This is a genomic window from Klebsiella sp. HC6 (assembly GCF_022605325.1).
Classification (GTDB): domain Bacteria; phylum Pseudomonadota; class Gammaproteobacteria; order Enterobacterales; family Enterobacteriaceae; genus Klebsiella; species Klebsiella terrigena.
In genome coordinates, this window is the sequence record NZ_CP093276.1 from 5,814,727 (window position 1) to 5,838,149 (window position 23,423).

Below are 23,423 nucleotides of genomic sequence, written 5' to 3' on the forward strand. Positions count from 1 at the left end.
TTATCATCGTGTTTATTTTCTGTATAAAACAGGTGAGTAATGCCATGTCGCACTCTTGGGATTATGATGCAATAGTAATTGGTTCCGGCCCCGGCGGCGAAGGCGCTGCGATGGGACTGGTTAAGCAGGGAGCACGCGTTGCCGTTATTGAACGCTACCATAACGTCGGCGGTGGCTGTACCCACTGGGGAACCATCCCGTCGAAAGCGCTCCGCCACGCCGTCAGCCGTATTATCGAGTTTAACCAAAACCCTCTCTATAGCGACCACTCCCGTCTTCTTCGCTCCTCCTTCGCCGACATTCTTAACCATGCCGACAGCGTCATTAACCAGCAGACCCATATGCGTCAGGGGTTCTATGAGCGCAACCACTGCGAAATCCTGCAGGGCAACGCGCACTTCGTTGATGAACATACGCTGGCCCTGGAGTGTCACGACGGCACCGTTGAAACGGTCACCGCCGAAAAATTCGTTATCGCCTGCGGCTCCCGCCCGTACCACCCGGCAGATGTCGATTTTTCCCACCCGCGCGTGTACGACAGCGACTCCATCCTCAGCCTTCAGCACGAGCCGCGCCATGTGATCATCTACGGCGCAGGGGTCATCGGCTGCGAATACGCGTCAATCTTCCGCGGGATGGAAGTGAAGGTGGATCTGATCAACACCCGCGATCGGCTGCTGGCGTTCCTCGACCAGGAGATGTCCGACTCCCTCTCCTATCACTTCTGGAACAGCGGCGTGGTGATTCGTCACAACGAAGAGTACGAGAAGATTGAAGCCGTGGATGATGGCGTGATCATGCATCTGAAATCCGGCAAAAAGCTGAAGGCGGACTGCCTGCTGTATGCCAACGGCCGTACCGGTAATACCGACTCCCTGGCGCTGGAAAATATCGGTCTGCAGACCGACAGCCGCGGCCAGCTGAAGGTCAACAGCATGTACCAGACCGCTCTGCCGCATATCTATGCCGTTGGCGACGTCATTGGCTATCCGAGCCTGGCTTCTGCCGCTTACGATCAGGGGCGTATTGCCGCGCAGGCACTGATTAAAGGCGAGGCTTCGGCCCATCTGATTGAAGATATTCCGACCGGGATCTATACCATTCCGGAAATCAGCTCGGTGGGTAAAACCGAACAGCAGCTGACCGCCATGAAGGTCCCTTATGAAGTGGGCCGCGCGCAGTTCAAGCATCTGGCGCGCGCGCAGATCGTCGGCATGAGCGTGGGAACCCTGAAAATCCTGTTCCACAGGGAAACGAAAGAGATCCTTGGTATTCATTGCTTTGGCGAGCGCGCGGCCGAGATTATTCACATCGGCCAGGCGATTATGGAGCAGAAAGGTGGTGGTAACACCATTGAGTACTTCGTCAACACCACCTTTAACTACCCGACGATGGCGGAAGCCTATCGGGTAGCCGCGTTAAATGGCTTAAACCGCCTGTTTTAACGCTTCGTCGAAATGGCCATCCATGGTGCTACGGATGGCCTCCGCCAGATGTTCATAGCGGCTGCGCAGCGGCGAACCGGGGCGATAAACCAGCCCAATGGTGCGTCGCGGCTCGGGCTTAATGCACGGAATGTACACCACGCCATCGCGCCTTCTCTCCTGCGGCACCGCGAGCGCAGGCAGCAGGGTAATCCCGCTCCCGGCAGCAACCATGTTGCGCAGCGTTTCAAGACTGGTGGCGCGGAAATGGGTATCTTCATCGGCGCCGGCCTCAAAACAGAAGCCCATCGCCTGATCGCGCAGGCAGTGGCCATCTTCCAGCATCAGCAGCTTTTCCCCGGCTAAATCAGACATCGGCACGCGGTCGCGGTTGGCCCACGGGTGATCTTCATAGATAGCCAGCATCATCGGCTCATCAAACAGCGGCACCTCAATAAAGGCTTCGCTCTCTTTAACCAGCGCCAGGATAGCGCAGTCGAGCTTGCCGCTATCCAGCTGGGCCAGCAGCTGATGGGTTTGGGCTTCATGCAGATACATTTCCAGCTTGGGAAAAGTCTGGTGCAGCATTGGGATAATCTGCGGCAGCAGATACGGGCCAATCGTCGGGATCAGGCCAATATGCAGCGGCCCGGACATCGTCTCGCCCTGTTGGCTTGCCATTTCCTTGAGCACTTTTACTTCGCGCAACACCGTACGCGCCTGATCCACCAGCAGCAGCCCCGCCTGGGTAAACAGCACCTTACGGCTGGTACGCTCCAGCAGCATGACCCCAAGCTCATCCTCCAGCTTGCGGATTTGCCCGCTAAGCGTAGGTTGGCTGACGTGGCAAGAGTCCGCCGCGCGCCGGAAGTGGCGATGCTCGGCTAGCGCAACCAGGTATTCAAGATCGCGAATATTCATTATTCATCCTCCGTCGCCATGATAGTTCATGGCGATAGATAGCATAGCAACGAACGATTATCCCTATCAAGTTTTCTGTTCAATAATAAACCCAGAAACGAGGCAGGTATCAGAAAATCACCGTATAGCCTCAGCGCTTTCCCTAACCGAACAACTAAAGCCAACGTGAACTTTTGCGGACCTCGTGTCCGCTTTTTTTTTTGCATAAAAAAGCCCGAGCATCGCTCGAGCTTCTCATTTTCGTTGCCTGAGATAACGCTCAGGGCCAGCAGGCTACCGGTTTACGCCAGGCGCTGCTGCGCATCGGCGATCGCCTGCGCAACCTGCTTCGGCGAAACGCCGCCTTTGGCCGCGCGCTTATCCAGGCAGGACTGCAGCGACAGAATCGGGTAGACATCATCGGCAATCACGCTGCTAAATTTCTGCAGGTCGGCCAGCGCCAGCGCTTCCAGCGGCTTACCTTGCGCAATCGCCTCGACAACCGCTTCGCCGACAATATGGTGCGCTTCACGGAAAGGTACGCCTTTCGCCACCAGGTAATCCGCCAGCTCGGTCGCATTGGCGTAACCCTGCTGCGCCGCTTCTTCGCAACGCGGACGCTTCACCTGAATGCCGTCCAGCACCAGCGCGGCCATATGCAGGCAGTCAAGCCAGGTGTCGAGCGCGTCAAACAGCCCTTCTTTATCTTCCTGCATATCTTTGTTGTAGGCCAACGGCAGGCCTTTCAGCGTCATCATCATACCGGTCAGCGCGCCCTGAACGCGGCCGCACTTGCCGCGGATCAGCTCCAGCGCGTCCGGGTTTTTCTTCTGCGGCATCAGGGATGAGCCGGAGGTCACGCGATCGGAGAGCTCAATAAAGCCCGCTTCGCCGGTATTAAAGAAAATCAGGTCTTCAGCAAAACGCGACAGGTGCACCATCCCAATCGAGGCGCCGGAAAGCAGCTCCAGCACGTGGTCACGGTCGGAGACGCTATCGAGGCTATTGCGGGTCGCCGAGGCGAAGCCCAGCCAGCCGGCCAGCTGCTCGCGATCGATTTCATAGGCGGTCCCCGCCAGCGCGCCGCTGCCCAGCGGACTGACGTCGAGGCGCTTCAGGGAGTCCTGCAGGCGGCTTTCGTCGCGCGCCAGCATTTCCACATAGGCCAGACACCAGTGGGCGAACGTAACCGGCTGCGCGCGCTGCAGGTGGGTGTAGCCCGGCATCACGGCATCCTGATTATTCTGCGCCGTTTCCACTAACGCGCCCTGCAGCTGACGATTCGCAGAGAGCAGCTCGGCGATAGTATCCTTGCACCACAGCTTGAGGTCCGTCGCCACCTGATCGTTGCGGCTACGGCCGGTATGCAGCTTTTTACCCAGCTGGCCGACTTTGTCGATCAGCTTGCCTTCTACCCAGCTGTGAATATCTTCAGCATCGCTTTCAAGGATTTGCTGCGGGTTAGCCCGCACCTCTTCCAGCAGGATACCCAGCGCCTCTTCCAGCTCCAGCTGCTCGCTCGCGCTCAGCACGCCAACCGTCACCAGCGCTTTGGACCAGGCAACAGAGCCAATGATATCCTGCTCCGCCAGGCGATAGTCGAAGCGCAAAGAGTCGTTGAACTGTTTGAACCGCTGATCTGCTGCCTGAGTAAAACGCCCGCCCCAAAGTGCCATAATGTGCTTCCTTCAAATTTGTTTATTTCTGTCGGGAAGCCCTGCGCTCCCCGTCTGCAAATGTTTTCAATCAGGCCAGAATACGCGTGCCGATCGGCGTGCCGTTAAACAGCGCCGGCAGCTGCTCCGCGTGGCGCCAGGAGGCAATATCTACCGGGCGACCCAGCGCGCGTGCCGCATCCAGCGCGGCGTTCACTTTTACGATCATGCCGTCGGTAATAATACCCTGTTCAATCAGCTGCTCCGCCTTTTCCGCGGTCATCTCCGCGATGCGCTGACCTTTGCCATCCAGGATACCGCTGACGTCGGAAAGCAGGATCAGATCGGCGCCGAGCGTGGCCGCCAGCGCGGTCGCGGCCTGATCGGCGTTGACGTTCATCAGCTGCCCTTCATCGGTTACGCCGATAGAGCTCACCACCGGCAGGTAGCCGCCCGCCAGCAGGGTATTAATCAGTGCCGGCGAGCCCGGCTGGGCCAGGCCGACGTGCCCCAGATCTTCGGCAAGCTGGGTTACCTTAACGCTATCGCCATCGCCGAGGAACAGGCCAACGCTGCCAATGCCATGCTTTTTCGCCCATGCCAGCAGCGTTTTATTGGCGGTACCCGCCAGCGCGCCGGTAATAATGTCGATTTGATCCGCCGGCGTTACCCGCAGCCCATTTTTCTTGCTTACCGGCAGGTTAAGCTGCTTCATCAGCTCATCGACCACGCAGCCGCCGCCGTGCACGATAATCAGCGGACGCTGATGCGTTTCACGGTAGTTCACCAGCGCGGTAAACAGGCGCTCCAGCGCTTCTTCGCTATCCAGCAACACGCCGCCGAGTTTGATAATTAATGGGTTCATCATCACACCTTAAATAAGAGACTGCGTCTCAGCGAAGCCGAAACGAATATTCGCGCACTGTACTGCCTGCGCCGCTGCGCCTTTAAGCAGGTTATCTTCCGCCGCGACCACAATGATATGCTCATCCTGGACCGCAAAACCGATATCACAGAATGGCAGACCCACGACGTTTTTCAATGCCGGCAGCGCGTTATTGTATAAACGTACCAGCGGTTTATCGGCGTACGCCTGCTGGAAAACGGCGGCCACCTGCTCTTTGCTCACCCCGGGCTTCAGGCGACAGGTGATGGTTTCCAGAATGCCGCGCTTAAAGTTGCCCAGATGCGGGGTAAAAATAACCTCAGCACCAAGGTGAGTAGAGATTTCCGGGTGGTGACGATGGTTGAAGACGCCGTACGGCTGCAGGCTCACTTCACAGAAGCTGTTGCCGATCGCCGCCTTACGGCCCGCTCCGCTCACGCCGCTGGTCGCGTTGATCACCGGCCACTGAGTAAGATCCAGCAGCCCGGCATCGATCAGCGGTTTTAACGACAGCTGGGCCGCGGTCGGGTAGCAGCCAGGAACGGCGACTAAACTGGCCTCTTTCAGCCGCTCGACGCCCCACTCGGCCAGGCCATATACCGCCTGCTCAAGCAGCGCCGGATGCTGATGGGTAAAGCCGTAATATTTCTCGTAGAAGGCGCCGTCGTTCACGCGGAACGCGCCGGAGAGATCGAACACCACGCAGCCGGCGGCAAGAAACTGCGGCGCCAGGTCGTGGCTCACTTCATGGGCGGTCGCGAGGAAGACGATATCCACCCCGTCGCTAAATTCGCTGATATCTGACATTGGCTGCAGCGGCAGATCGACAATGCCTTTCAGCTGCGGATGTAAATCGGAAATTAATTTCCCTGCATCATTACTTTGCGAGGAGACCGTCAAAGCGGTTATGGTCATATGAGGATGGCGATTTACATAGGTCACTAGCTCTGCGCCGGCATAGCCGCTGGCACCCACTATCAGCGTATTCAACATTGGGGCTCTTCACCTTCTTACATCTGTTTGCCTGGGAAGACCGTTATCTTCCTCACCCTGTTGAGCCGTAAGAGTATTTCCTTACATTCGATGGGTTTTCTTACGCTCAACGATAATGTATTTTTATTCACAAATACTGCATGAATATTGATACTATCATGACCCGAGGTGTGTCAACAATGAAAAACAATTTACCGCCGTTCATCGAGATTTACCGCGCATTGATCGCCACACCTTCCATCAGCGCAACCGAAGAGTCGCTGGATCAGAGCAATGAGACTTTAATCAATTTGCTGGCAGGCTGGTTTCGCGAAATTGGCTTCAATGTCGAAGTTCAGCCGGTGCCGGATACGCGCAATAAATTTAATATGCTGGCCAGTACCGGCCAGGGCGCCGGCGGTCTGCTGCTTGCCGGGCATACCGATACCGTGCCGTTCGATGATGGCCGCTGGACCCGCGATCCGTTCGCCCTTACCGAGCACGACAACAAGCTTTACGGTCTCGGCACCGCCGATATGAAGGGATTCTTCGCCTTTATTCTTGATGCCCTGCGCGATGTTGACGTCAGTAAACTCAAAAAACCGCTCTATATTCTGGCCACTGCCGATGAAGAGACCAGCATGGCCGGGGCCCGCTACTTTGCCGAAACCACCCGGCTGCGCCCGGACTGCGCGATTATCGGCGAACCAACGTCCCTGCAGCCGGTGCGAGCGCACAAGGGCCATATCTCCACCGCCGTTCGCGTTCAGGGCCAGTCCGGCCACTCCAGCGATCCGGCGCGCGGGGTTAACGCCATTGAGCTCATGCACGACGCCATTGGCCGCATCATGCAGCTGCGCGATGTGCTGAAAGAGCGCTATCACTTTGCCGCCTTCACCGTACCCTATCCAACGCTCAACCTCGGATCGATTCACGGCGGCGACGCGTCTAACCGCATCTGCGCCTGCTGCGAGCTGCATATGGATATTCGTCCGCTGCCTGGCATGACGCTCAACGATCTCAACGGGCTGCTGGATGAAGCGCTGGCGCCGGTCAGCGAACGCTGGCCGGGTCGTTTAACCGTGAGCGAACTCCACCCGCCGATCCCCGGCTACGAGTGCCCGCCGGATCATCAGCTCGTGCAGGTGGTTGAAAAACTGCTCGGCGCACAAACTGAAGTCGTCAACTACTGTACCGAAGCGCCGTTTATCCAGACCATCTGTCCGACGCTGGTTCTCGGACCTGGCTCAATTAACCAGGCCCACCAGCCGGATGAATATCTGGAAACCCGGTTTATTAAGCCGACCCGCGAGCTGATAACCCAGGTCGTGCATCATTTCTGCTGGCACTAAAATCGCGCTTTTCCCGCCCCGTATCCAGGGGCGGGACAGTGACAATTGTCACATTCCCATAAGCAACGCTTATCAAGCGACCTCTGAGTTAAATTTCGCAAATTGCCGCCATTTATTCGTTTGCTGAAGCGATTTCGCAACAATTGACGTGGGGGTTTTTACGTGGCTTTATAAAAGACGGCTGCTTATCCGCGACTCATCGTTGCCGAGTCGTGGATATAACAAAATAAAATGAGATGGGGTGTCTGGGGTAACATGAACGAACAATATTCCGCTTTGCGTAGTAATGTCAGTATGCTCGGTAAAGTGCTGGGCGATACCATCAAGGATGCACTGGGAGAGAACATTCTTGATCGTGTCGAAACTATCCGTAAATTGTCCAAGTCTTCGCGTGCGGGCAATGAAGCCAATCGCCAGGAACTGCTCACCACGCTGCAAAACTTGTCCAACGACGAGCTGCTGCCGGTAGCGCGCGCCTTCAGCCAGTTTCTAAACCTGGCCAATACCGCTGAGCAGTACCACAGCATTTCGCCAAACGGCGAAGCGGCCAGCAATCCGGAAGTGATTGCCCGTACCCTGAGAAAGCTCAAAGGCCAATCCCATCTCAACGAAGACACCATTAAAAAAGCGGTGGAGTCCCTGTCGCTGGAGCTGGTATTAACCGCCCACCCGACCGAAATCACCCGCCGCACGCTGATCCACAAAATGGTGGAAGTGAATAACTGCCTGAAGCAGCTCGATAATAAAGAGATCGCTGACTACGAGCACCACCAGCTGATGCGCCGCCTGCGCCAGCTGATCGCCCAGTCATGGCATACCGATGAAATCCGTAAATATCGCCCGACGCCTGTTGACGAAGCGAAGTGGGGCTTTGCGGTCGTCGAAAACAGCCTGTGGGAAGGCGTGCCGAACTACCTGCGCGAGCTGAACGAACAGCTGGAAGAGAACCTCGGCTATCAGCTGCCGGTTGATTTCGTACCGGTGCGCTTCACCTCCTGGATGGGCGGTGACCGCGACGGTAACCCAAACGTGACCTCCGATATCACCCGTCACGTGCTGCTGCTCAGCCGCTGGAAAGCCACCGATCTGTTCCTCAAAGATATCCAGCTGCTGATTTCCGAGCTGTCGATGGTCGAGTGTACCGACGAGCTGCGCGAAATGGCCGGCGCCGAAGGGGCACAGGAGCCGTACCGCTATCTGATGAAAAAGCTGCGCACCCAGCTGATGGATACGCAGTCGTGGCTGGAAGCGCGCCTGAAAGGGCAGAAGCTGCCGAAACCTGCGGGCCTGATTACCCAGAACGAACAGCTGTGGGAGCCGCTTTACGCCTGCTATAAATCCCTGCAGGCCTGCGGCATGGGCATTATCGCCAACGGTGAGCTGCTCGATACCCTGCGCCGCGTGAAGTCGTTCGGCGTGCCGCTGGTACGTATCGACATCCGTCAGGAGAGCACCCGCCATACCGAAGCGCTGGGCGAAATGACCCGCTATCTCGGCATCGGCGATTATGAAAGCTGGTCAGAGGCCGACAAGCAGGCATTCCTGATCCGCGAGCTGAACTCCAAGCGTCCGCTGCTGCCGCGTCAGTGGGAGCCAAGCAATGAAACCCGCGAAGTTCTCGATACCTGCAAAGTGATCGCCGAAGCGCCGCACGGATCCATTGCCGCTTACGTGATCTCCATGGCGAAGACGCCGTCTGACGTGCTGGCCGTACACCTGCTGCTCAAAGAGGCCGGTATTGGCTTCGCGCTGCCGGTTGCTCCGCTGTTTGAAACCCTGGACGACCTGAATAACGCCAACGACGTGATGACCCAGCTGCTGAATATCGACTGGTACCGCGGCTTTATTCAGGGCAAACAGATGGTCATGATCGGCTACTCTGACTCGGCGAAAGATGCGGGCGTCATGGCCGCTTCCTGGGCGCAATACCAGGCTCAGGACGCGCTGATCAAAACCTGCGAAAAAGCCGGGATTGAGCTGACGCTGTTCCACGGTCGCGGCGGCTCCATCGGCCGCGGCGGCGCCCCGGCGCACGCGGCGCTGCTTTCCCAGCCTCCAGGCAGCCTGAAAGGCGGCCTGCGCGTCACCGAGCAGGGCGAGATGATCCGCTTCAAGTTCGGCCTGCCGGAAGTCACCATCAGCAGCCTGTCGCTGTATACCAGCGCGATTCTGGAAGCGAACCTGCTGCCGCCGCCGGAACCCAAACCGGAGTGGCGCGATATCATGGCCGAGCTGTCCGACATTTCTTGTGAAATGTACCGCGGCTACGTGCGTGAAAATAAAGACTTCGTACCCTACTTCCGCTCCGCCACCCCGGAGCAGGAGCTGGGCAAACTGCCGCTCGGCTCACGCCCGGCGAAACGCCGCGCTACCGGCGGGGTAGAGTCTCTGCGCGCGATCCCATGGATCTTCGCCTGGACGCAGAACCGCCTGATGCTGCCGGCCTGGCTCGGCGCCGGCGCCGCGCTGCAGAAAGTGGTGGAAGATGGCAAACAGAGCGAGCTGGAAACCATGTGTCGCGACTGGCCGTTCTTCTCAACCCGCCTTGGGATGCTAGAGATGGTGTTCTCGAAGGCCGACCTGTGGCTGGCGGAATATTACGATCAGCGCCTGGTGAAACCCGAGCTGTGGGGCCTCGGCAGCGAGCTGCGCGAGCTGCTGTCTTCAGGTATTAACGTGGTGCTCGATATCGCCAACGATTCTCATCTGATGGCCGACCTGCCGTGGATTGCCGAGTCTATCCAGCTGCGTAATATCTATACCGACCCGCTGAACGTCCTGCAGGCAGAGCTGCTGCACCGTTCGCGTCTGGCGGAAGAGCAGGGCCAGGATCCGGACCCGCGCGTTGAGCAGGCGCTGATGGTCACCATCGCCGGCGTGGCTGCGGGTATGCGTAACACCGGCTAACCTCCGCCCTTCGTCAGCATAAATCCCCGGATAGCGGCCCAGGCACTATCCGGGGATTTTTATTAATGGTGCAGCATCTCGTCGACAATCTGCTCTTTATGCAGCGCATAAGGGTAGTACGTCGGCCAGTTATCCATCTCTTTCAGCAGGGACTCCTGCGAATCATTGCCCATAAAGATATGGAAGTGCTGCGATTTTCTCGGGCCAATCGTGTGATCGCTAAACTGGACGAATTTCGGTGCTTTCGAGTCTGCCTGCTGGCACTCAAATAAATAGCGCACGCCCTTCTTGCCGGAAGCGTATTGCAGGATTTTATAGCCGGAATAGGCGTACCGACAGGCGTTAACCTCTTTCCCAACGTGGAACTCCATCACGTGGTCTTCAATCCCAATTTGGTCAACGTCGGTGGCATACCCCTTCTTATAATATTCCCGATACTCGGCGACGCTTTTCCCCCCCGCTTTTTTGGCCTTCTGCTCCAGCACCGGATCCAGGTCCCCATTAAGCAGATACGGATTCACCGATTGCCAGATTCCATCCCAGTCGCTTAACGGGCGATCCTTGACGTCTTTATCGGCGAAAATGCCTTCGCTCGCCTTAACTTCCGCCTCCGTCAATGCGGGGCCGTGGCTGTGGTGGCCGTGGGCAAAAGCCTGGCTACCGGCCAGCAGCATGCCGACGCCGAGCGCAAATACGGGTATCTTTCTGGTCATTACTCTCTCCTGAGTTAACTTTTGCAATCGATGGTTACGATATAACATAACATTTATATTGTGCAACATCTGATGCGCGGAGATCCGCCTGACTTTTGCCCCTCCCGCGATGTCGGGTATGATAAAAACGTGGGCTTTTTAAGGAGCAGGAATGGACGGCCATCTCAGTCAGCACATTGACGCTTTAATTAAAGGCCCGACGGCAATCAGGCAGGTTCGCTTTACCACCGAACATCGCCCGGCCTCGGCGCTGGCGCTGCAGGTCGATTTTCCGCGCCTCGACGTTATCCTCGAAGGCCAGCGTGGCGATCCCGGCATCAAGGCCGAGCCGGCGCTGCTTTGCCGCTATGATGTGCTGTATATTCCCGCAGGCGGCTGGGATCTTGCGCAGTGGCAGGCGCCCTGCACCGCGTTGAGCATTCAGTTTGGTAAGCAGCATCTGGAGTTCACCCTTCAGCGCTGGGACGGTGAGACGCTGCATATTGAAGAGAGAGTGCAGGCGCCGCGCCGCGGCCCTCGCGTGGGCTCCTTTCTGCTGCAGGCGCTCAATGAAATGCAGATGCAGCCGCAGGAGCAGCAAACCGCGCGCTACATCGCGATCGGCCTGCTCAGCCACTGCGCCGATCTCCTCGGCAGCCAGGTGCAAACCGCTTCCCGCAGCCAGGCGCTGTTTGAAGCCATCCGCAAATATATCGATGCCCGCTTCGCCGAACCCTTAACCCGCGAGTCGGTCGCCGAGGCGTTCTATCTCTCCCCCAACTATCTCTCTCATCTGTTCCAGAAATGCGGACCGATGGGCTTTAACGAATACCTGAACCACGTCCGTCTCGAGCAGGCCCGAATGCTGCTAAAAGGCCACGATATGAAGGTTAAGGATGTCGCCCACGCCTGCGGCTTTGCCGACAGTAACTACTTCTGCCGCCTGTTTCGTAAAAATACCGAACGCTCGCCGTCAGAATATCGTCGCCAGTATCATAGCCAGCTGACGGAAAAGCATCCGCCGACGGAAAACTAGATTTTTGTAAGTTCTTTATAGCAACCACGCCCCCGATTCTCTCCCGATATGCCAGGCAGCGACGAATAAACGTGATCTAAATCACTGTTACCCGCAATGCGTACATTTATCCAGTTTTTGGCAAATTTGTCATCTGGCGACCCGCCGGGCCCAGGCCGTATTCTTATCTCAACGTCACTGAATTGAGAATTGAGGAAAGGCTATGGAACTCTATCTGGACACCGCGAACGTAGCAGAAGTTGAACGCCTGGCGCGCATCTACCCGCTGGCCGGGGTAACCACCAATCCGAGCATCATCGCCGCGGGAAAAACGCCGGTTTGGGACGTGCTGCCCCGCCTGCAAAAAGCCGTTGGCCCGGATGGGATCCTCTTTGCTCAGACCATGAGCCGTGACGCGCAGGGCATGGTTGAAGAGGCAAAACGCCTGAGTAACGCCATACCCGGCATTGTGGTAAAAATCCCGGTTACCGCCGAAGGCCTCGCCGCAATAAAGCTGCTGAAAAAAGAGGGCATCACCACGCTCGGTACCGCGGTCTACAGCGCCTCTCAGGGTCTGCTGGCGGCGCTGGCCGGGGCAAAATACGTCGCGCCTTACGTCAACCGCGTTGACGCCCAGGGCGGCGACGGCATCCGCATGGTACAGGAGCTGCAAACCCTGCTGGAGCTGCACGCGCCGGGCAGCAAAGTGCTGGCGGCCAGCTTTAAAACTCCGCGTCAGGCGCTCGACTGCCTGCTGGCCGGATGTGAAGCTATCACCCTTCCTTTAGACGTAGCGCAACAAATGCTCGGCACGCCCGCGGTAGAGTCAGCAATAGAGAAGTTTGAGCAAGACTGGAATAGCGCTTTTGGAAATCTGAACCTGTAACCCGATCGGCGAACCGCCCGCGGGCGGTATCGCGATCATCCAGGAGGAATAGAAATGGATTGCATTATTCAATCGCCAGGCAAATACATTCAGGGTGCAAATGCTATCACCCGCCTCGGCGGCTATCTCAAACCGCTGGCCGAGCGCTGGCTTATCGTTGGCGACAAGTTTGTGCTGGGCTTTGCCGAAGAAAAGCTGCGTCAAAGCCTGACTGAAGCCGGCCTTGTCGCCGAAATCGCCCCGTTCGGTGGCGAATGCTCACATAATGAAATCAATCGCTTGCGTGATATAGCAGGCTCAGCCCGCTGCAATGCCGTACTGGGTATCGGCGGCGGAAAAACGCTGGATACCGCAAAAGCATTAGCACATTTTATGAATCTACCGGTGGTAATTGCCCCCACCATCGCCTCCACCGACGCCCCCTGCAGCGCGCTCTCGGTTATCTATACCGACGAGGGCGAGTTCGACAGCTATCTGATGCTGCCGCGCAACCCAAACATGGTTATTGTTGATACCCAGATTGTTGCCGGCGCTCCGCCACGCCTGCTGGCGGCCGGTATCGGCGACGCGCTGGCCACCTGGTTTGAAGCCCGCGCCTGTTCGCGCAGCGGCGCTACCACCATGGCCGGCGGCAAGTGCACCCAGGCGGCGCTGGCGCTGGCTGAACTGTGCTACCACACGCTGATTGAAGAGGGTGAAAAAGCGATGCTGGCGGCGGAGCAGCATGTTGTCACGCCGGCGCTGGAAAAAGTGATCGAGGCCAACACCTACCTCAGCGGCGTCGGCTTTGAAAGCGGCGGCCTGGCAGCCGCACATGCGATCCACAACGGCCTGACCGCCCTGCCGGACGCCCATCATTACTATCACGGTGAAAAGGTCGCCTTCGGCACGCTGACGCAGCTGGTGCTGGAAAACGCGCCGCTAGAAGAGATTGAAACCGCCGCCGCGCTGTGTCACAGCGTGGGCCTGCCGCTCACCCTGGCCCAGCTGGATATCAAAGAGGATATTCCGCGTAAAATGCGCATCGTCGCGGAAGCCGCCTGCGCCGAGGGAGAAACTATTCATAACATGCCTGGCGGGGCCACGGCGGATCAGGTCTACGCCGCGCTGCTGGTCGCCGACCAGTACGGTCAACGTTTCCTGGAGGAGTGGGAATAAATAAAAATGGCCCTCGAAGAGGGCCATTTTTTTACACCGCCGGCCGCACGCCCAGGGTGTGGCAAATTGCGTAGCTCATCTCCGCGCGGTTTAAGGTGTAAAAGTGGAAATCCTTCACCCCTTCGCGGCTTAAAATTTTGACCATGTCCATGGCGATATTCGCCCCCACCAGCTGGCGAGTTTCCGCATCATTATCCAGACCTTCAAACATTTTCGACATCCACGTTGGAATACGCACGTTGGTCATATCGGCAAATTTCTTCGCCTGCTTGAAGTTGGATACCGGCAGGATGCCCGGGATAATTTCGACATCAATCCCCGCGGAGACGCAGCGATCGCGAAAGCGCAGGTAGCTTTCAACATCAAAGAAGAACTGGGTGATCGCGCGGTTCGCACCGGCCTCAACCTTACGCTTCAGGTTCAGCAGATCCGCCTGGGCGCTTTTCGCTTCCGGGTGCACTTCCGGGTAGGCCGCCACGGAGATATCAAAATCGCCCACTTCTTTCAGCAGCGTCACCAGGTCCGCAGCGTACATATCCGGCTTACCGCTGCCCGGCGGCAGGTCGCCGCGCAGGGCGACGATATGGCGGATCCCGTTGTTCCAGTAATCCTGGGCAATCGTGCGCAGCTCGTCGCGGCTGGCGTCGATACAGGTCAGGTGCGGCGCCGCCTCAAGGCCGGTACGTTCTTTGATACCTTTGATGATACTGTGGGTACGGTCGCGTTCACCGGAATTAGCGCCGTAGGTCACTGAAACAAATTTTGGCTTCAGGCTGCTTAAGCGATCGATGGATTTCCACAGGGTTTGCTCCATTTCACTGGTCCGCGGCGGAAAGAATTCAAAAGACACATTAATCTGGCCCTGCACTTCTGCCAGGCTCTGATTCAGGGCTTCCCGCTGATTGGCGTGAAAAAAGCTCATACCTTACCTCATCAATCGCATTTTATTGTTTGTCGTGTTGCGAACTTCTATACGTTTAGACGTCCAGATGTAAAAATGACGGAAAAGAGCCCGGGCGTCAACAGAAAAATCAGCGTAAAGAGTGAGGAATATTCAGGGAAGATGAAATTGGTTCATTTCATTTCGGTTAAACGCCGTAGGATTTAGCGCTAAGCTAATGATTCTTCAAGCACAGGGATCAGCCACGCGCGCAAAGCGTCATTCTGCGGCAGCGTTACCACGCCCAACGCCAGCGGAAAATGCAGGCTGGTCTCATCCAGCGGATGAAATACCACCCCCTGACGCTGGATAGCGGCAAAGGATGCCGGCAGCAAAATCATCCCCTCTCCGCGCGCGATGCGGGCCAGCAGAACGTCATGTTCTACGGGCTCTTCCACGTAGGCAGGCGCATACCCCGCGCGTTCAAACATCCGTCGGGTGTAGTCAAAAAATGCCGGATTGCGCTCGCGTTTAAACCAAAACAGCGGCCGATGGTTAAAGTCCCTTAGGGCCAGTCCGGCGACGCTGGATTCCGGCCATGACGCCGGCAGCGCGGCGATCAGCGGCTCCTGATAAGGCAAGGGGGACAGAACCAGCCCGCTGGCATCAAGGGGGAGCGCCACCAGCGCCGCGTCCAGCCGGCCCTTGCGCACCTGCTGCGCCAGGGCCGGCGAGCCGTGACGGCTCATCTGCAAAGGGCGACCACTCTCCCTTAACGCGGCTTCGGCAGCGGTAAACACGCCCTGCTCAAAGGCGGTCGTCAGTCCGATCCGCAGCGGCGGCTGCCCGCTATCAGACAGCTGGCCCAGCGCGGTTAAGGTTTGCTCCTGTAGCGCCAGCAGAGGGCGAATGATATCCAGCACCCGCTGCCCCTCCTCCGTGAGGATCAGGCCCCGGGTATGGCGCACGAATAGCGCGGTTCCCAGCAGCTCTTCCAGGTGACGGATATGACGGCTAAGCGGCGGCTGCGAGATAAATAAGCGCTGCGCCGCCCGGCTAATATTGTTCTCCTCCGCTACCACGGCAAAATAGCGCAGCAGACGAAGATCCAGAGAATAGAGGCGTGAATTTGTCATACTGAAAAGGTATCACGAAAAGGGTATTACTCAAGTCCGGCAAACTTTCTTAATCTCCTCATCACACCCCACATGATGAGGAAAGATCGTGACTTCAGAACGTTTTACTACCGGTATGGAAATGCTGCAGCGCGTTGACGGTAAGGGCGGCGAAGCCGTCGTTAACAGCCTGAGCGACATCGCCCCTGATTTTGCCCGCTTTCTGGTTGAGTTCCCTTTTGGTGATATTTACGCCAGACCCGGGCTCGATTTGCGCAGTCGTGAAATCGCCACCATTGCCGCGCTGACCGCTTTAGGCAATGCGGCCCCGCAGCTAAAGGTGCACATCGCAGCCGGGCTGCACGTTGGCCTGACGCAGGAAGAGATCGTTGAAGCGATCATGCAGATGGCGGTGTATGCCGGATTCCCGGCCGCCCTGAACGGGCTGTTTGCCGCCAAAGAGGTGTTCGCCAGGCCTGGTGGGAAAAGAGACCGGACGAGCGTCCGGCCTCTCTGACAGGGAGATTACAGCAGCTGCGCCAGGCGATTAATATCCGATTGAATCGCACCGGCGGTAACATCGCGCCCGGCGCCCGGGCCGCGGATCACCAGCGGATTATCACGATACCAGCGGCTGTCGATAGCGAAGACGTTATCGCACGGCAGCAGCGCCGCCAGCGGATGCTCCTGGCGCACGGCTTCAACGCCAACGCGCGCCTTGCCGTTGGCGTCGAAACGCGCGACATAGCGCAGGACCAGGCCCATTTCACGGGCGGCCTCAAGGCGCTGCAGCATCTGCTCGTTCAGCTCTTCGCCATTCTCAAAGAAGTGATCGACGGAGCCTTCTTCGCAGTGCGCCGGCACCAGCGATTCCACGCGCACCTGGTCAGGCTCGATATCATAGCCCGCCTCACGGGCGAGGATCACCAGCTTGCGCATCACGTCTTTACCCGAAAGGTCAACGCGCGGATCCGGTTCAGTCAGCCCCTGCTGCCATGCCTGATCGACCAGGTCAGTAAACGGCACCGTCCCGTCAAACTGCAGGAACAGCCAGGAGAGCGTCCCGGAGAAAATACCGCTCAGCGCCAGAATGGTATCGCCGCTGTCGATCAGATCGCGCACCGTGTGGTTTACCGGCAGCCCGGCGCCAACGGTGGCGTTGTACAGCCAATGACGCCCCGTTTTCTCAAACGCGTCGTGGATCTGGCGGTACTTATCGCTGCTGCTGGCCCCGGCCAGCTTATTGGCGCTGATCACGTGGAAACCGTGGCTGGCAAAATCAAGATACTGATCGGCCAGCTGCGCGCTGGCGGTCACGTCCAGCACCACTAAATCATCATACGGGTGGGCACGCATCCACAGGAACAGCGATTCTTCATCCTGCTCAACGGCCTCATCATGGAAGAAGGCCAGCGCGCGGCTGGCGTCCAGCCCTTCGTAATTCAGCAGGCTGCGGCGGCTATCCACCACCCCGGCGAGAACAAACTCAAAGCCGGTGCGGGCGGAAAGCGTGGTTTGCTCGCGGGCAAACAGCTCCAGCCAGCGGGAACCGATGTTGCCTTTACCAAACAGCACCAGACCAATACGCTTTTCCGCGCGGAACAGCGACTGGTGCAGGCCCTGAATCAGGCTCTCGGTTGGGCCCGCGCGCAGCACGGCAACCAGGCTAATCCCCTCTTCAGATTGCCAGGTAAACTCAACCGGCTGCCCTTTCAGCTGCTGCCAGAAGCGGTGGCAGTGCAGCGGATTGCGGGTAACGCCCGCGCCAACCATCGCCACCAGCGCCAGCTTCTGGCGTAAACGCAGCTCGCCAGGCAAACCTGCTTCGTCGAGCAGCCGCAGCGCGCTGTCCGCCACTTCGGCGGTATAGCAGAACTGCAGCAGCTTGCGGTCGGCATGCACGCCAACGGCCAGCGGGCGCAGCTGGGCGCGTTTAAAGATCAGATCCAGCTCCTTGTGCGCCAGCTTGAAATCCTGACCTGCGGGCACCTGGAACTCAATCAGGCACACGTCATCATGGCTGGTGACAATTCGCGCCCCGGTCCCGGAGGCCAGAACGCGTTCAATACGCGTAGAACCCTGCTCAGGGGTGTAGCTACAGCGCAGCTGCAGGTCGATATCGCTGCCGGAGACCGGCTGGAGCGTACGCGCGTGCAGCACCGGCGCCGCCAGGCGAGCCAGCTCGCTGGCTTCATCCAGGCGCAGCAGCGGCAGCAGACAGGCATCCTTCACTTTACGCGGGTCGGCGCTATAGACGCCGGCGACGTCGCTCCAGATAGTGACGCGTGACGCGCCGGCAAGGGCACCAATTTGGGTCGCGGAATAGTCGGAGCCGTTACGCCCCAGCAGCACGGTTTCTCCGGCGTTGTTACGCGAGATAAAGCCGGTCACCACCAGACGTTTGTTCGGATGCTGCGCCATGAGCTGCTGCAGCAGCGGGTAGGATAAACCTTCATCCACCTGCGGCTGCGCCGAACGCTCGGCGCGCAGGAAGCTACGCGCATCAAGCCACGCGGCTTCCAGCCCCAGCTGATTGAGGACCGCAGCCATCAGGCGCGCGGACCAGACTTCGCCGTGGCCAACCACCTCAGCGTATACCGCATCGGTGACGCCGCTATCCAGCAGACCCGCCAGTCGTTCAAGGTCGTGAATAAAGGTCGTGATGAGCGTGTCGGCAGCGTCTGCCGACAGCAGGCCGGAGATCAGCTCCATCTGATAACGACGCAGCGACTGCTGTACCTGATGCGCAGAGAGGCGATCGGTCTGGCTGAGCTTCAGCCAGCTAATCAGCTGGTTGGTGGTGCTGCCGGCGGCGGAGACAACCATCATGTCGCCTGCCTGCGAGTATTCCGTCATGATCCCCGCGACGCGCAGGTAACATTTCGCATCCGCTAAACTACTCCCACCAAATTTGTGCAGCTGACGACCCTTCGCCCCTGCCTGCGCAATCACACTCATGTTTATTCCTCGTTTGCTGCCCGGAAGCCATTTTCCAGGTCGGCAATTAAATCTTCACCATCTTCAATACCGGTCGAAATACGCAGAAGCGTTTCTGAGATCCCCGCCGCCGCACGCGCTTCAGGCGCCATACCTGCGTGGGTCATCGTCGCAGCGTGAGAAATCAGACTTTCTACGCCTCCCAGCGACTCCGCCAGCGTAAATAGCGATAATCCGCTCAGGAAACGACGCAGCGTCTGCTCATCGCCATCCAGCTCGAAGCTTAGCATCGCACCAAAACCTTTTTGCTGACGCGCAGCAATCTCATGCCCCTGATTTTCCGGCAGAGATGGATGATACAGTTTTTTCACCAGCGGCTGGGTTTTCAGATAGTCGACGATCGCCTGCGCGTTGCGCTGGGCCACCTCCATACGCGGGGAAAGCGTACGTAGACCGCGCAGCAGCAGGTAGCTATCGAAGGCCCCGCCGGTGACGCCAATGTTATTCGCCCACCATGCCAGTTCGGTGACAGTCTGCGGATCTTTGGCAATCACCACGCCGGCGACGACGTCTGAATGGCCGTTCAGGTATTTGGTGCATGAATGCAACACCAGATCGGCTCCCAGCGCCAGCGGATTTTGCAGAGCCGGGCTCAGGAAGGTGTTATCCACCACGCTCACCGCACCCGCTTCACGCGCCAGCGTGCAGATTTTCGCAATATCCACCACTCTCAGCAATGGATTACTTGGGCTTTCAACCAATACCAGCTTCGGTTTTTCCGCCAGCGCGGCGCTCAGCGCCTGCTCATCGTTTTGATCGACAAACAGCACGCGGTAGCAGCCGCGTTTCGCCAGGCTATCAAACAGACGATAGCTGCCGCCGTAGCAGTCGTGCGGCGCCACCAGCAGATCGCCCGGCTTCAGGTAAACGGTGGTCACCAGCAGAATAGCCGACATGCCGGTGTTGGTCAGAACCGCGCCCGCGCCGCCTTCCAGCTCCGCCAGGGCGCGCTGTACCACGTCACGCGTTGGGTTACCGCGACGGGAGTAGTCATGGGCACGAGGTTCGTTAAAGCCGGTGAAGTTATAGGTGCTGGAAAGGTGGATCGGCGGGACAACGCAACCGTACTGTTCGTCGTCATTTAAACCGCTACGCACTGCGATGGTGGCCTGTTTACGCGTCATGTTGGGCAGTTCCTGGGCTGAATCGGTGAAATGTCAGACTCCAGAGTAATCATTGTCACAATAGACGTCAATACATCTGGACATCTAAACTTCTTTGCGTATAGATTGAGCAAACAGGAAATAGCCGTTAAAATTATATGCATTAGCGCACATCCGTATCGGCTTATCTCATGTCAGAAAGACGACTCATGCGGTAAACTACGCGCGATTATGGCCCGGACTCAAGATTCAGGCCCTTAACTAATGACTAGAGGATTAAAGGTATCTCATGGCTGAATGGAGCGGCGAATATATCAGCCCATACGCTGAGCACGGTAAGAAGAGTGAGCAAGTAAAAAAAATTACGGTTTCCATTCCTCTGAAGGTGTTAAAGATCCTCACAGATGAACGCACGCGTCGTCAGGTCAACAACCTGCGTCACGCCACCAACAGCGAGCTGCTGTGTGAAGCGTTCCTGCATGCATTTACCGGTCAACCGTTGCCTAACGATGAAGACCTGCGTAAAGAACGCAGTGATGAAATTCCGGAAGCGGCGAAACAGATTATGCGTGAGATGGGCATCGACCCGGATACGTGGGAATACTAAGCCAATAAAAAAGGGCAGAAGCTTTCTTCTGCCCTTTTTTATTTCTCCGCGTTTGACGGCGTGAGAAACAAAAAAGCCGCCCTGAGGCGGCTTTTTCTTCTGGCTTCCGGCAACTTACTTGCTGGTGCCCGGTACGCTGAAGCGCTTGTTGAAGCGGTCAACGCGGCCACCGGTAGCAACATCACGCTGCTTGCCAGTGTAGAACGGGTGGCATTTACCGCACACGTCGAGGTTCAGGTCGTGACCAACGGTAGAGCGGATTTTCATGACGTTACCGCAAGAGCAGTTAGCAGTAACTTCTTCGTATTTCGGGTGAATATCTTTTTTCATGGGAGAACCTCAGTTAAGGCCGCGTCGCTCTTCCAGCCCTAACGCCAGACACCACGCGATGTTAATAATTTCCCGTAGACTTTCCGCCGTGCGGAACTCATGGGTAATAGTATAGGCTTTGGCACTGCACGAAGCACACCAAAGGCGGCGAATCATACAGAATTTGACCGACGGATGCAAACTGATCCGCGAGCCCTTATCACAATGTGTATACTAACCGGCCAGATTTCAAGTCAGGAAGATGACATGCCCGTCGCCCACGTAGCCCTGCCCGTTCCGCTGCCCCGCACCTTTGACTATTTGCTCCCTGAAGGCATCACGGTCAAAGCGGGCTGTCGCGTGCGCGTGCCGTTCGGTAAACAGGAGCGCATCGGCATTGTCACCGCGATTAGCGAACGCAGCGAGCTGCCGCTGGACGGGCTCAAGCCGGTCGCCGAAGCGCTGGACGCCGAGCCGGTCTTTTCTTCCTCTATCTGGCGGCTGCTGCTGTGGGCGGCCGACTATTATCATCACCCGATTGGCGACGTGCTGTTTCACGCCCTCCCCATCGCCCTGCGCCAGGGAAAGCCGGCCAGCGCGACGCCGCAGTGGTACTGGTTCGCCACCGAGCAGGGCCACGCGGTAGACATCAACGGCCTCAAGCGTTCACCGAAGCAGCAGCAGGCCCTGGCCGCGCTGCGTCAGGGAAAAATATGGCGTCATCAGGTGGCGGAGCTGGAGTTCAGCGATGCGGCGCTGCAGGCGCTGCGCGGGAAAGGGCTCTGCGAGCTGGCAAACGAAGCGCCGGCCATCACCGACTGGCGGACGAGCTTCACCGTCCCCGGAGAGCGGCTGCGCCTGAATACCGAGCAGGCCACCGCCGTCGGCGCGATCCACAGCGCCGCTGACCGCTTTTCCACCTGGCTGCTGGCGGGGATCACCGGCTCGGGGAAAACCGAAGTTTATCTGAGCGTGCTGGAAAACGTGCTGGCGCAGGGTCGCCAGGCGCTGGTAATGGTGCCGGAAATCGGCCTGACGCCGCAAACCATCGCCCGCTTTCGCGAGCGCTTTAACGCTCCCGTTGAGGTCCTGCACTCCGGGCTTAACGATAGCGAACGCCTCTCGGCGTGGCTGAAAGCCAAAAACGGCGAGGCGGCGATAGTTATCGGCACCCGCTCGTCGCTATTTACCCCGTTTAAAGACCTCGGGGTGATCGTGATTGATGAAGAGCACGACAGCTCCTATAAGCAGCAGGAAGGCTGGCGCTATCACGCCCGCGACCTGGCGGTGTGGCGCGCCCATAGCGAGCAAATCCCGATTATTCTCGGCTCGGCAACCCCGGCGCTGGAGACGTTACACAACGTTCGCCAGGGCAAATATCGCCAGCTGAAGCTGACCCGGCGCGCGGGTAACGCCCGCCCGGCCCAGCAGCACGTGCTGGATTTAAAAGGCCAGCAGCTGCAGGCAGGGCTCTCTCCCGCGCTTATTGCCCGGATGCGCCAGCACCTGCAGGCCGATAATCAGGTCATCCTGTTTTTAAACCGTCGCGGCTTCGCCCCGGCGCTGCTGTGCCATGACTGCGGCTGGATTGCCGAATGCCCTCGCTGCGACAGCTATTACACCCTGCACCAGGCGCAGCATCATCTGCGCTGCCACCACTGCGACAGCCAGCGGCCTATACCGCGTCAGTGCCCTTCCTGCGGCTCGACGCATCTGGTGCCGGTAGGGCTCGGCACGGAGCAGCTGGAGCAGGCGCTGGCGCCGCTGTTTCCCGAAGTGCCAATATCCCGCGTTGACCGGGATACGACCAGCCGCAAAGGGGCGCTTGAGCAGCATCTCTCCGATATTCATCGCGGCGGGGCGCGTATTCTGATTGGCACCCAGATGCTGGCAAAAGGTCACCACTTTCCGGATGTCACCCTGGTCTCTCTGCTCGACGTCGACGGGGCGCTGTTTTCCGCCGATTTCCGCTCGGCGGAGCGCTTCGCCCAGCTCTACACCCAGGTATCCGGCCGCGCGGGCCGCGCCGGGAAACAGGGCGAGGTTATCCTCCAGACCCACCATCCTGAGCATCCGCTGCTGCAAACGCTGTTATATAAAGGCTATGACGCCTTCGCGGACCAGGCGCTCGCCGAACGTCAGGCGATGCAGCTGCCGCCATGGACCAGCCACGTGCTGATTCGTGCGGAAGACCATAACAACCAGCAGGCCCCGCTGTTCCTGCAGCAGCTGCGTAACCTGCTGCAGGCCAGCCCGCTGGCCGACGAGAAGCTGTGGGTGCTTGGCCCGGTTCCGGCGCTGGCGCCAAAGCGCGGAGGCCGCTGGCGCTGGCAGATCCTGCTGCAACACCCGTCGCGCACTCGACTGCAGCACATCGTCAGCGGTACGCTGGCCCTGATCAATACGCTGCCGGAAGCGCGCAAGGTGAAGTGGATGCTGGACGTCGATCCTATTGAAGGTTAAGCCTTCTCTTGCGAGGCGGATCGAAAAAATTCAATGCTCATCACGTTTTTCATGAAAATTCTGTAACTCTCTGCAGCGACTATCTGCTAAAAATGTTGTTGA

19 protein-coding genes are annotated in these 23,423 nt (G+C 58.2%); 9 read left to right on the forward strand and 10 right to left on the reverse strand.

The window, feature by feature from the left end; all coding sequences use genetic code 11:
- Positions 1-44 precede the first annotated feature (44 nt).
- The gene (gene sthA / locus MMW58_RS27995; RefSeq protein ID WP_076947970.1) at positions 45-1,445 is read left to right on the forward strand and encodes a Si-specific NAD(P)(+) transhydrogenase; all 1,401 of its coding nucleotides are present in this window, start codon (positions 45-47) and stop codon (positions 1,443-1,445) included.
- Here the strand turns inward: sthA and oxyR are convergent.
- The 4 genes from oxyR to argC all read right to left on the reverse strand — a co-directional run bounded on the left by oxyR (position 1,428) and on the right by argC (position 5,858).
- Entirely contained in the window at positions 1,428-2,345 is a 918-nt protein-coding gene (gene oxyR / locus MMW58_RS28000) for a DNA-binding transcriptional regulator OxyR (RefSeq protein ID WP_041143454.1), read from the reverse strand. The genes sthA and oxyR overlap by 18 nt on opposite strands.
- 281 nt (positions 2,346-2,626) lie before the next feature.
- Positions 2,627-4,000, reverse strand: a complete 1,374-nt coding sequence (gene argH, locus MMW58_RS28005; protein ID WP_241722522.1) for an argininosuccinate lyase — start codon at positions 3,998-4,000, stop codon at positions 2,627-2,629.
- Positions 4,001-4,070: 70 nt separating this feature from the next.
- Positions 4,071-4,847, reverse strand: a complete 777-nt coding sequence (gene argB, locus MMW58_RS28010) for an acetylglutamate kinase (protein WP_133601322.1) — start codon at positions 4,845-4,847, stop codon at positions 4,071-4,073.
- Positions 4,848-4,853: 6 nt separating this feature from the next.
- Positions 4,854-5,858: an N-acetyl-gamma-glutamyl-phosphate reductase gene (argC, locus tag MMW58_RS28015; RefSeq protein ID WP_133601321.1), complete on the reverse strand. Its 1,005-nt coding sequence runs from the start codon at positions 5,856-5,858 to the stop codon at positions 4,854-4,856.
- Positions 5,859-6,037: 179 nt separating this feature from the next.
- Here argC and argE point away from each other — a divergent pair, with 179 nt between their 5' ends.
- Positions 6,038-7,189 (forward strand): acetylornithine deacetylase, encoded by a 1,152-nt coding sequence (gene argE, locus MMW58_RS28020; protein ID WP_045853649.1) that lies wholly within the window; start codon positions 6,038-6,040, stop codon positions 7,187-7,189.
- A gap of 255 nt (positions 7,190-7,444) precedes the next feature.
- Positions 7,445-10,096, forward strand: a complete 2,652-nt coding sequence (gene ppc, locus MMW58_RS28025; RefSeq protein ID WP_045853650.1) for a phosphoenolpyruvate carboxylase — start codon at positions 7,445-7,447, stop codon at positions 10,094-10,096.
- 62 nt (positions 10,097-10,158) lie between these two features.
- On the opposite strand, the gene zinT is transcribed toward ppc, so the two are convergent.
- Positions 10,159-10,809, reverse strand: a complete 651-nt coding sequence (zinT, locus tag MMW58_RS28030) for a metal-binding protein ZinT (protein ID WP_241722523.1) — start codon at positions 10,807-10,809, stop codon at positions 10,159-10,161.
- A 151-nt stretch (positions 10,810-10,960) separates the two neighbouring features.
- Here zinT and MMW58_RS28035 point away from each other — a divergent pair, with 151 nt between their 5' ends.
- From MMW58_RS28035 to gldA, 3 genes are all read left to right on the forward strand, one after another.
- On the forward strand, positions 10,961-11,824 hold the full coding sequence (locus MMW58_RS28035; protein WP_241722524.1) for a helix-turn-helix transcriptional regulator: 864 nt from the start codon (positions 10,961-10,963) through the stop codon (positions 11,822-11,824).
- Positions 11,825-12,026: 202 nt separating this feature from the next.
- Positions 12,027-12,689: a fructose-6-phosphate aldolase gene (gene fsa, locus MMW58_RS28040; protein ID WP_041143446.1), complete on the forward strand. Its 663-nt coding sequence runs from the start codon at positions 12,027-12,029 to the stop codon at positions 12,687-12,689.
- Positions 12,690-12,743: 54 nt separating this feature from the next.
- Positions 12,744-13,847, forward strand: a complete 1,104-nt coding sequence (gldA, locus tag MMW58_RS28045; protein WP_241722525.1) for a bifunctional L-1,2-propanediol dehydrogenase/glycerol dehydrogenase — start codon at positions 12,744-12,746, stop codon at positions 13,845-13,847.
- 31 nt (positions 13,848-13,878) lie between these two features.
- On the opposite strand, the gene metF is transcribed toward gldA, so the two are convergent.
- Together metF and MMW58_RS28055 are read right to left on the reverse strand one after the other, a co-directional pair.
- Positions 13,879-14,769 carry a methylenetetrahydrofolate reductase gene (gene metF, locus MMW58_RS28050; RefSeq protein WP_041143444.1) on the reverse strand — a complete coding sequence of 297 codons (891 nt, stop codon included), beginning with the start codon at positions 14,767-14,769 and terminating at the stop codon, positions 13,879-13,881.
- 188 nt (positions 14,770-14,957) lie between these two features.
- Positions 14,958-15,863 (reverse strand): LysR family transcriptional regulator, encoded by a 906-nt coding sequence (locus MMW58_RS28055; protein ID WP_241722526.1) that lies wholly within the window; start codon positions 15,861-15,863, stop codon positions 14,958-14,960.
- 88 nt (positions 15,864-15,951) lie between these two features.
- Between MMW58_RS28055 and MMW58_RS28060 the strand changes: the two genes are divergently transcribed.
- Positions 15,952-16,359, forward strand: a complete 408-nt coding sequence (locus MMW58_RS28060) for a carboxymuconolactone decarboxylase family protein (protein WP_241722527.1) — start codon at positions 15,952-15,954, stop codon at positions 16,357-16,359.
- Positions 16,360-16,367: 8 nt separating this feature from the next.
- Here MMW58_RS28060 and MMW58_RS28065 read toward each other — a convergent pair whose 3' ends face one another.
- Both MMW58_RS28065 and metB read right to left on the reverse strand, forming a co-directional pair.
- Entirely contained in the window at positions 16,368-18,800 is a 2,433-nt protein-coding gene (locus tag MMW58_RS28065) for a bifunctional aspartate kinase/homoserine dehydrogenase II (protein WP_133601315.1), read from the reverse strand.
- A gap of 2 nt (positions 18,801-18,802) precedes the next feature.
- On the reverse strand, positions 18,803-19,963 hold the full coding sequence (gene metB / locus MMW58_RS28070; protein ID WP_041143440.1) for a cystathionine gamma-synthase: 1,161 nt from the start codon (positions 19,961-19,963) through the stop codon (positions 18,803-18,805).
- A gap of 268 nt (positions 19,964-20,231) precedes the next feature.
- On the opposite strand from metB, the gene metJ reads away from it, so the two are divergent.
- Positions 20,232-20,549 (forward strand): met regulon transcriptional regulator MetJ, encoded by a 318-nt coding sequence (gene metJ / locus MMW58_RS28075; protein WP_004869405.1) that lies wholly within the window; start codon positions 20,232-20,234, stop codon positions 20,547-20,549.
- Positions 20,550-20,663: 114 nt separating this feature from the next.
- Here metJ and rpmE read toward each other — a convergent pair whose 3' ends face one another.
- The gene (gene rpmE / locus MMW58_RS28080; RefSeq protein ID WP_045853658.1) at positions 20,664-20,879 is read right to left on the reverse strand and encodes a 50S ribosomal protein L31; all 216 of its coding nucleotides are present in this window, start codon (positions 20,877-20,879) and stop codon (positions 20,664-20,666) included.
- Positions 20,880-21,125: 246 nt separating this feature from the next.
- On the opposite strand from rpmE, the gene priA reads away from it, so the two are divergent.
- On the forward strand, positions 21,126-23,321 hold the full coding sequence (gene priA, locus MMW58_RS28085) for a primosomal protein N' (protein ID WP_241722528.1): 2,196 nt from the start codon (positions 21,126-21,128) through the stop codon (positions 23,319-23,321).
- Positions 23,322-23,423: the final 102 nt, after the last annotated feature.

Excerpts from the sequence above, each read along its gene's own strand:
- MMW58_RS28065 (WP_133601315.1), bottom strand. The coding sequence starts at position 18,800 with ATGAGTGTGATTGCGCAGGCAGGGGCGAAGGGTCGTCAGCTGCACAAA.
- argE (WP_045853649.1), top strand. The coding sequence starts at position 6,038 with ATGAAAAACAATTTACCGCCGTTCATCGAGATTTACCGCGCATTGATC.
- MMW58_RS28055 (WP_241722526.1), bottom strand. The coding sequence starts at position 15,863 with ATGACAAATTCACGCCTCTATTCTCTGGATCTTCGTCTGCTGCGCTAT.
- gldA (WP_241722525.1), top strand. The coding sequence starts at position 12,744 with ATGGATTGCATTATTCAATCGCCAGGCAAATACATTCAGGGTGCAAAT.
- argH (WP_241722522.1), bottom strand. The coding sequence starts at position 4,000 with ATGGCACTTTGGGGCGGGCGTTTTACTCAGGCAGCAGATCAGCGGTTC.
- metF (WP_041143444.1), bottom strand. The coding sequence starts at position 14,769 with ATGAGCTTTTTTCACGCCAATCAGCGGGAAGCCCTGAATCAGAGCCTG.
- priA (WP_241722528.1), top strand. The coding sequence starts at position 21,126 with ATGCCCGTCGCCCACGTAGCCCTGCCCGTTCCGCTGCCCCGCACCTTT.
- metB (WP_041143440.1), bottom strand. The coding sequence starts at position 19,963 with ATGACGCGTAAACAGGCCACCATCGCAGTGCGTAGCGGTTTAAATGAC.
- sthA (WP_076947970.1), top strand. The coding sequence starts at position 45 with ATGTCGCACTCTTGGGATTATGATGCAATAGTAATTGGTTCCGGCCCC.
- oxyR (WP_041143454.1), bottom strand. The coding sequence starts at position 2,345 with ATGAATATTCGCGATCTTGAATACCTGGTTGCGCTAGCCGAGCATCGC.
- metJ (WP_004869405.1), top strand. The coding sequence starts at position 20,232 with ATGGCTGAATGGAGCGGCGAATATATCAGCCCATACGCTGAGCACGGT.
- argC (WP_133601321.1), bottom strand. The coding sequence starts at position 5,858 with ATGTTGAATACGCTGATAGTGGGTGCCAGCGGCTATGCCGGCGCAGAG.
- MMW58_RS28035 (WP_241722524.1), top strand. The coding sequence starts at position 10,961 with ATGGACGGCCATCTCAGTCAGCACATTGACGCTTTAATTAAAGGCCCG.
- fsa (WP_041143446.1), top strand. The coding sequence starts at position 12,027 with ATGGAACTCTATCTGGACACCGCGAACGTAGCAGAAGTTGAACGCCTG.
- rpmE (WP_045853658.1), bottom strand. The coding sequence starts at position 20,879 with ATGAAAAAAGATATTCACCCGAAATACGAAGAAGTTACTGCTAACTGC.
- argB (WP_133601322.1), bottom strand. The coding sequence starts at position 4,847 with ATGATGAACCCATTAATTATCAAACTCGGCGGCGTGTTGCTGGATAGC.
- ppc (WP_045853650.1), top strand. The coding sequence starts at position 7,445 with ATGAACGAACAATATTCCGCTTTGCGTAGTAATGTCAGTATGCTCGGT.
- zinT (WP_241722523.1), bottom strand. The coding sequence starts at position 10,809 with ATGACCAGAAAGATACCCGTATTTGCGCTCGGCGTCGGCATGCTGCTG.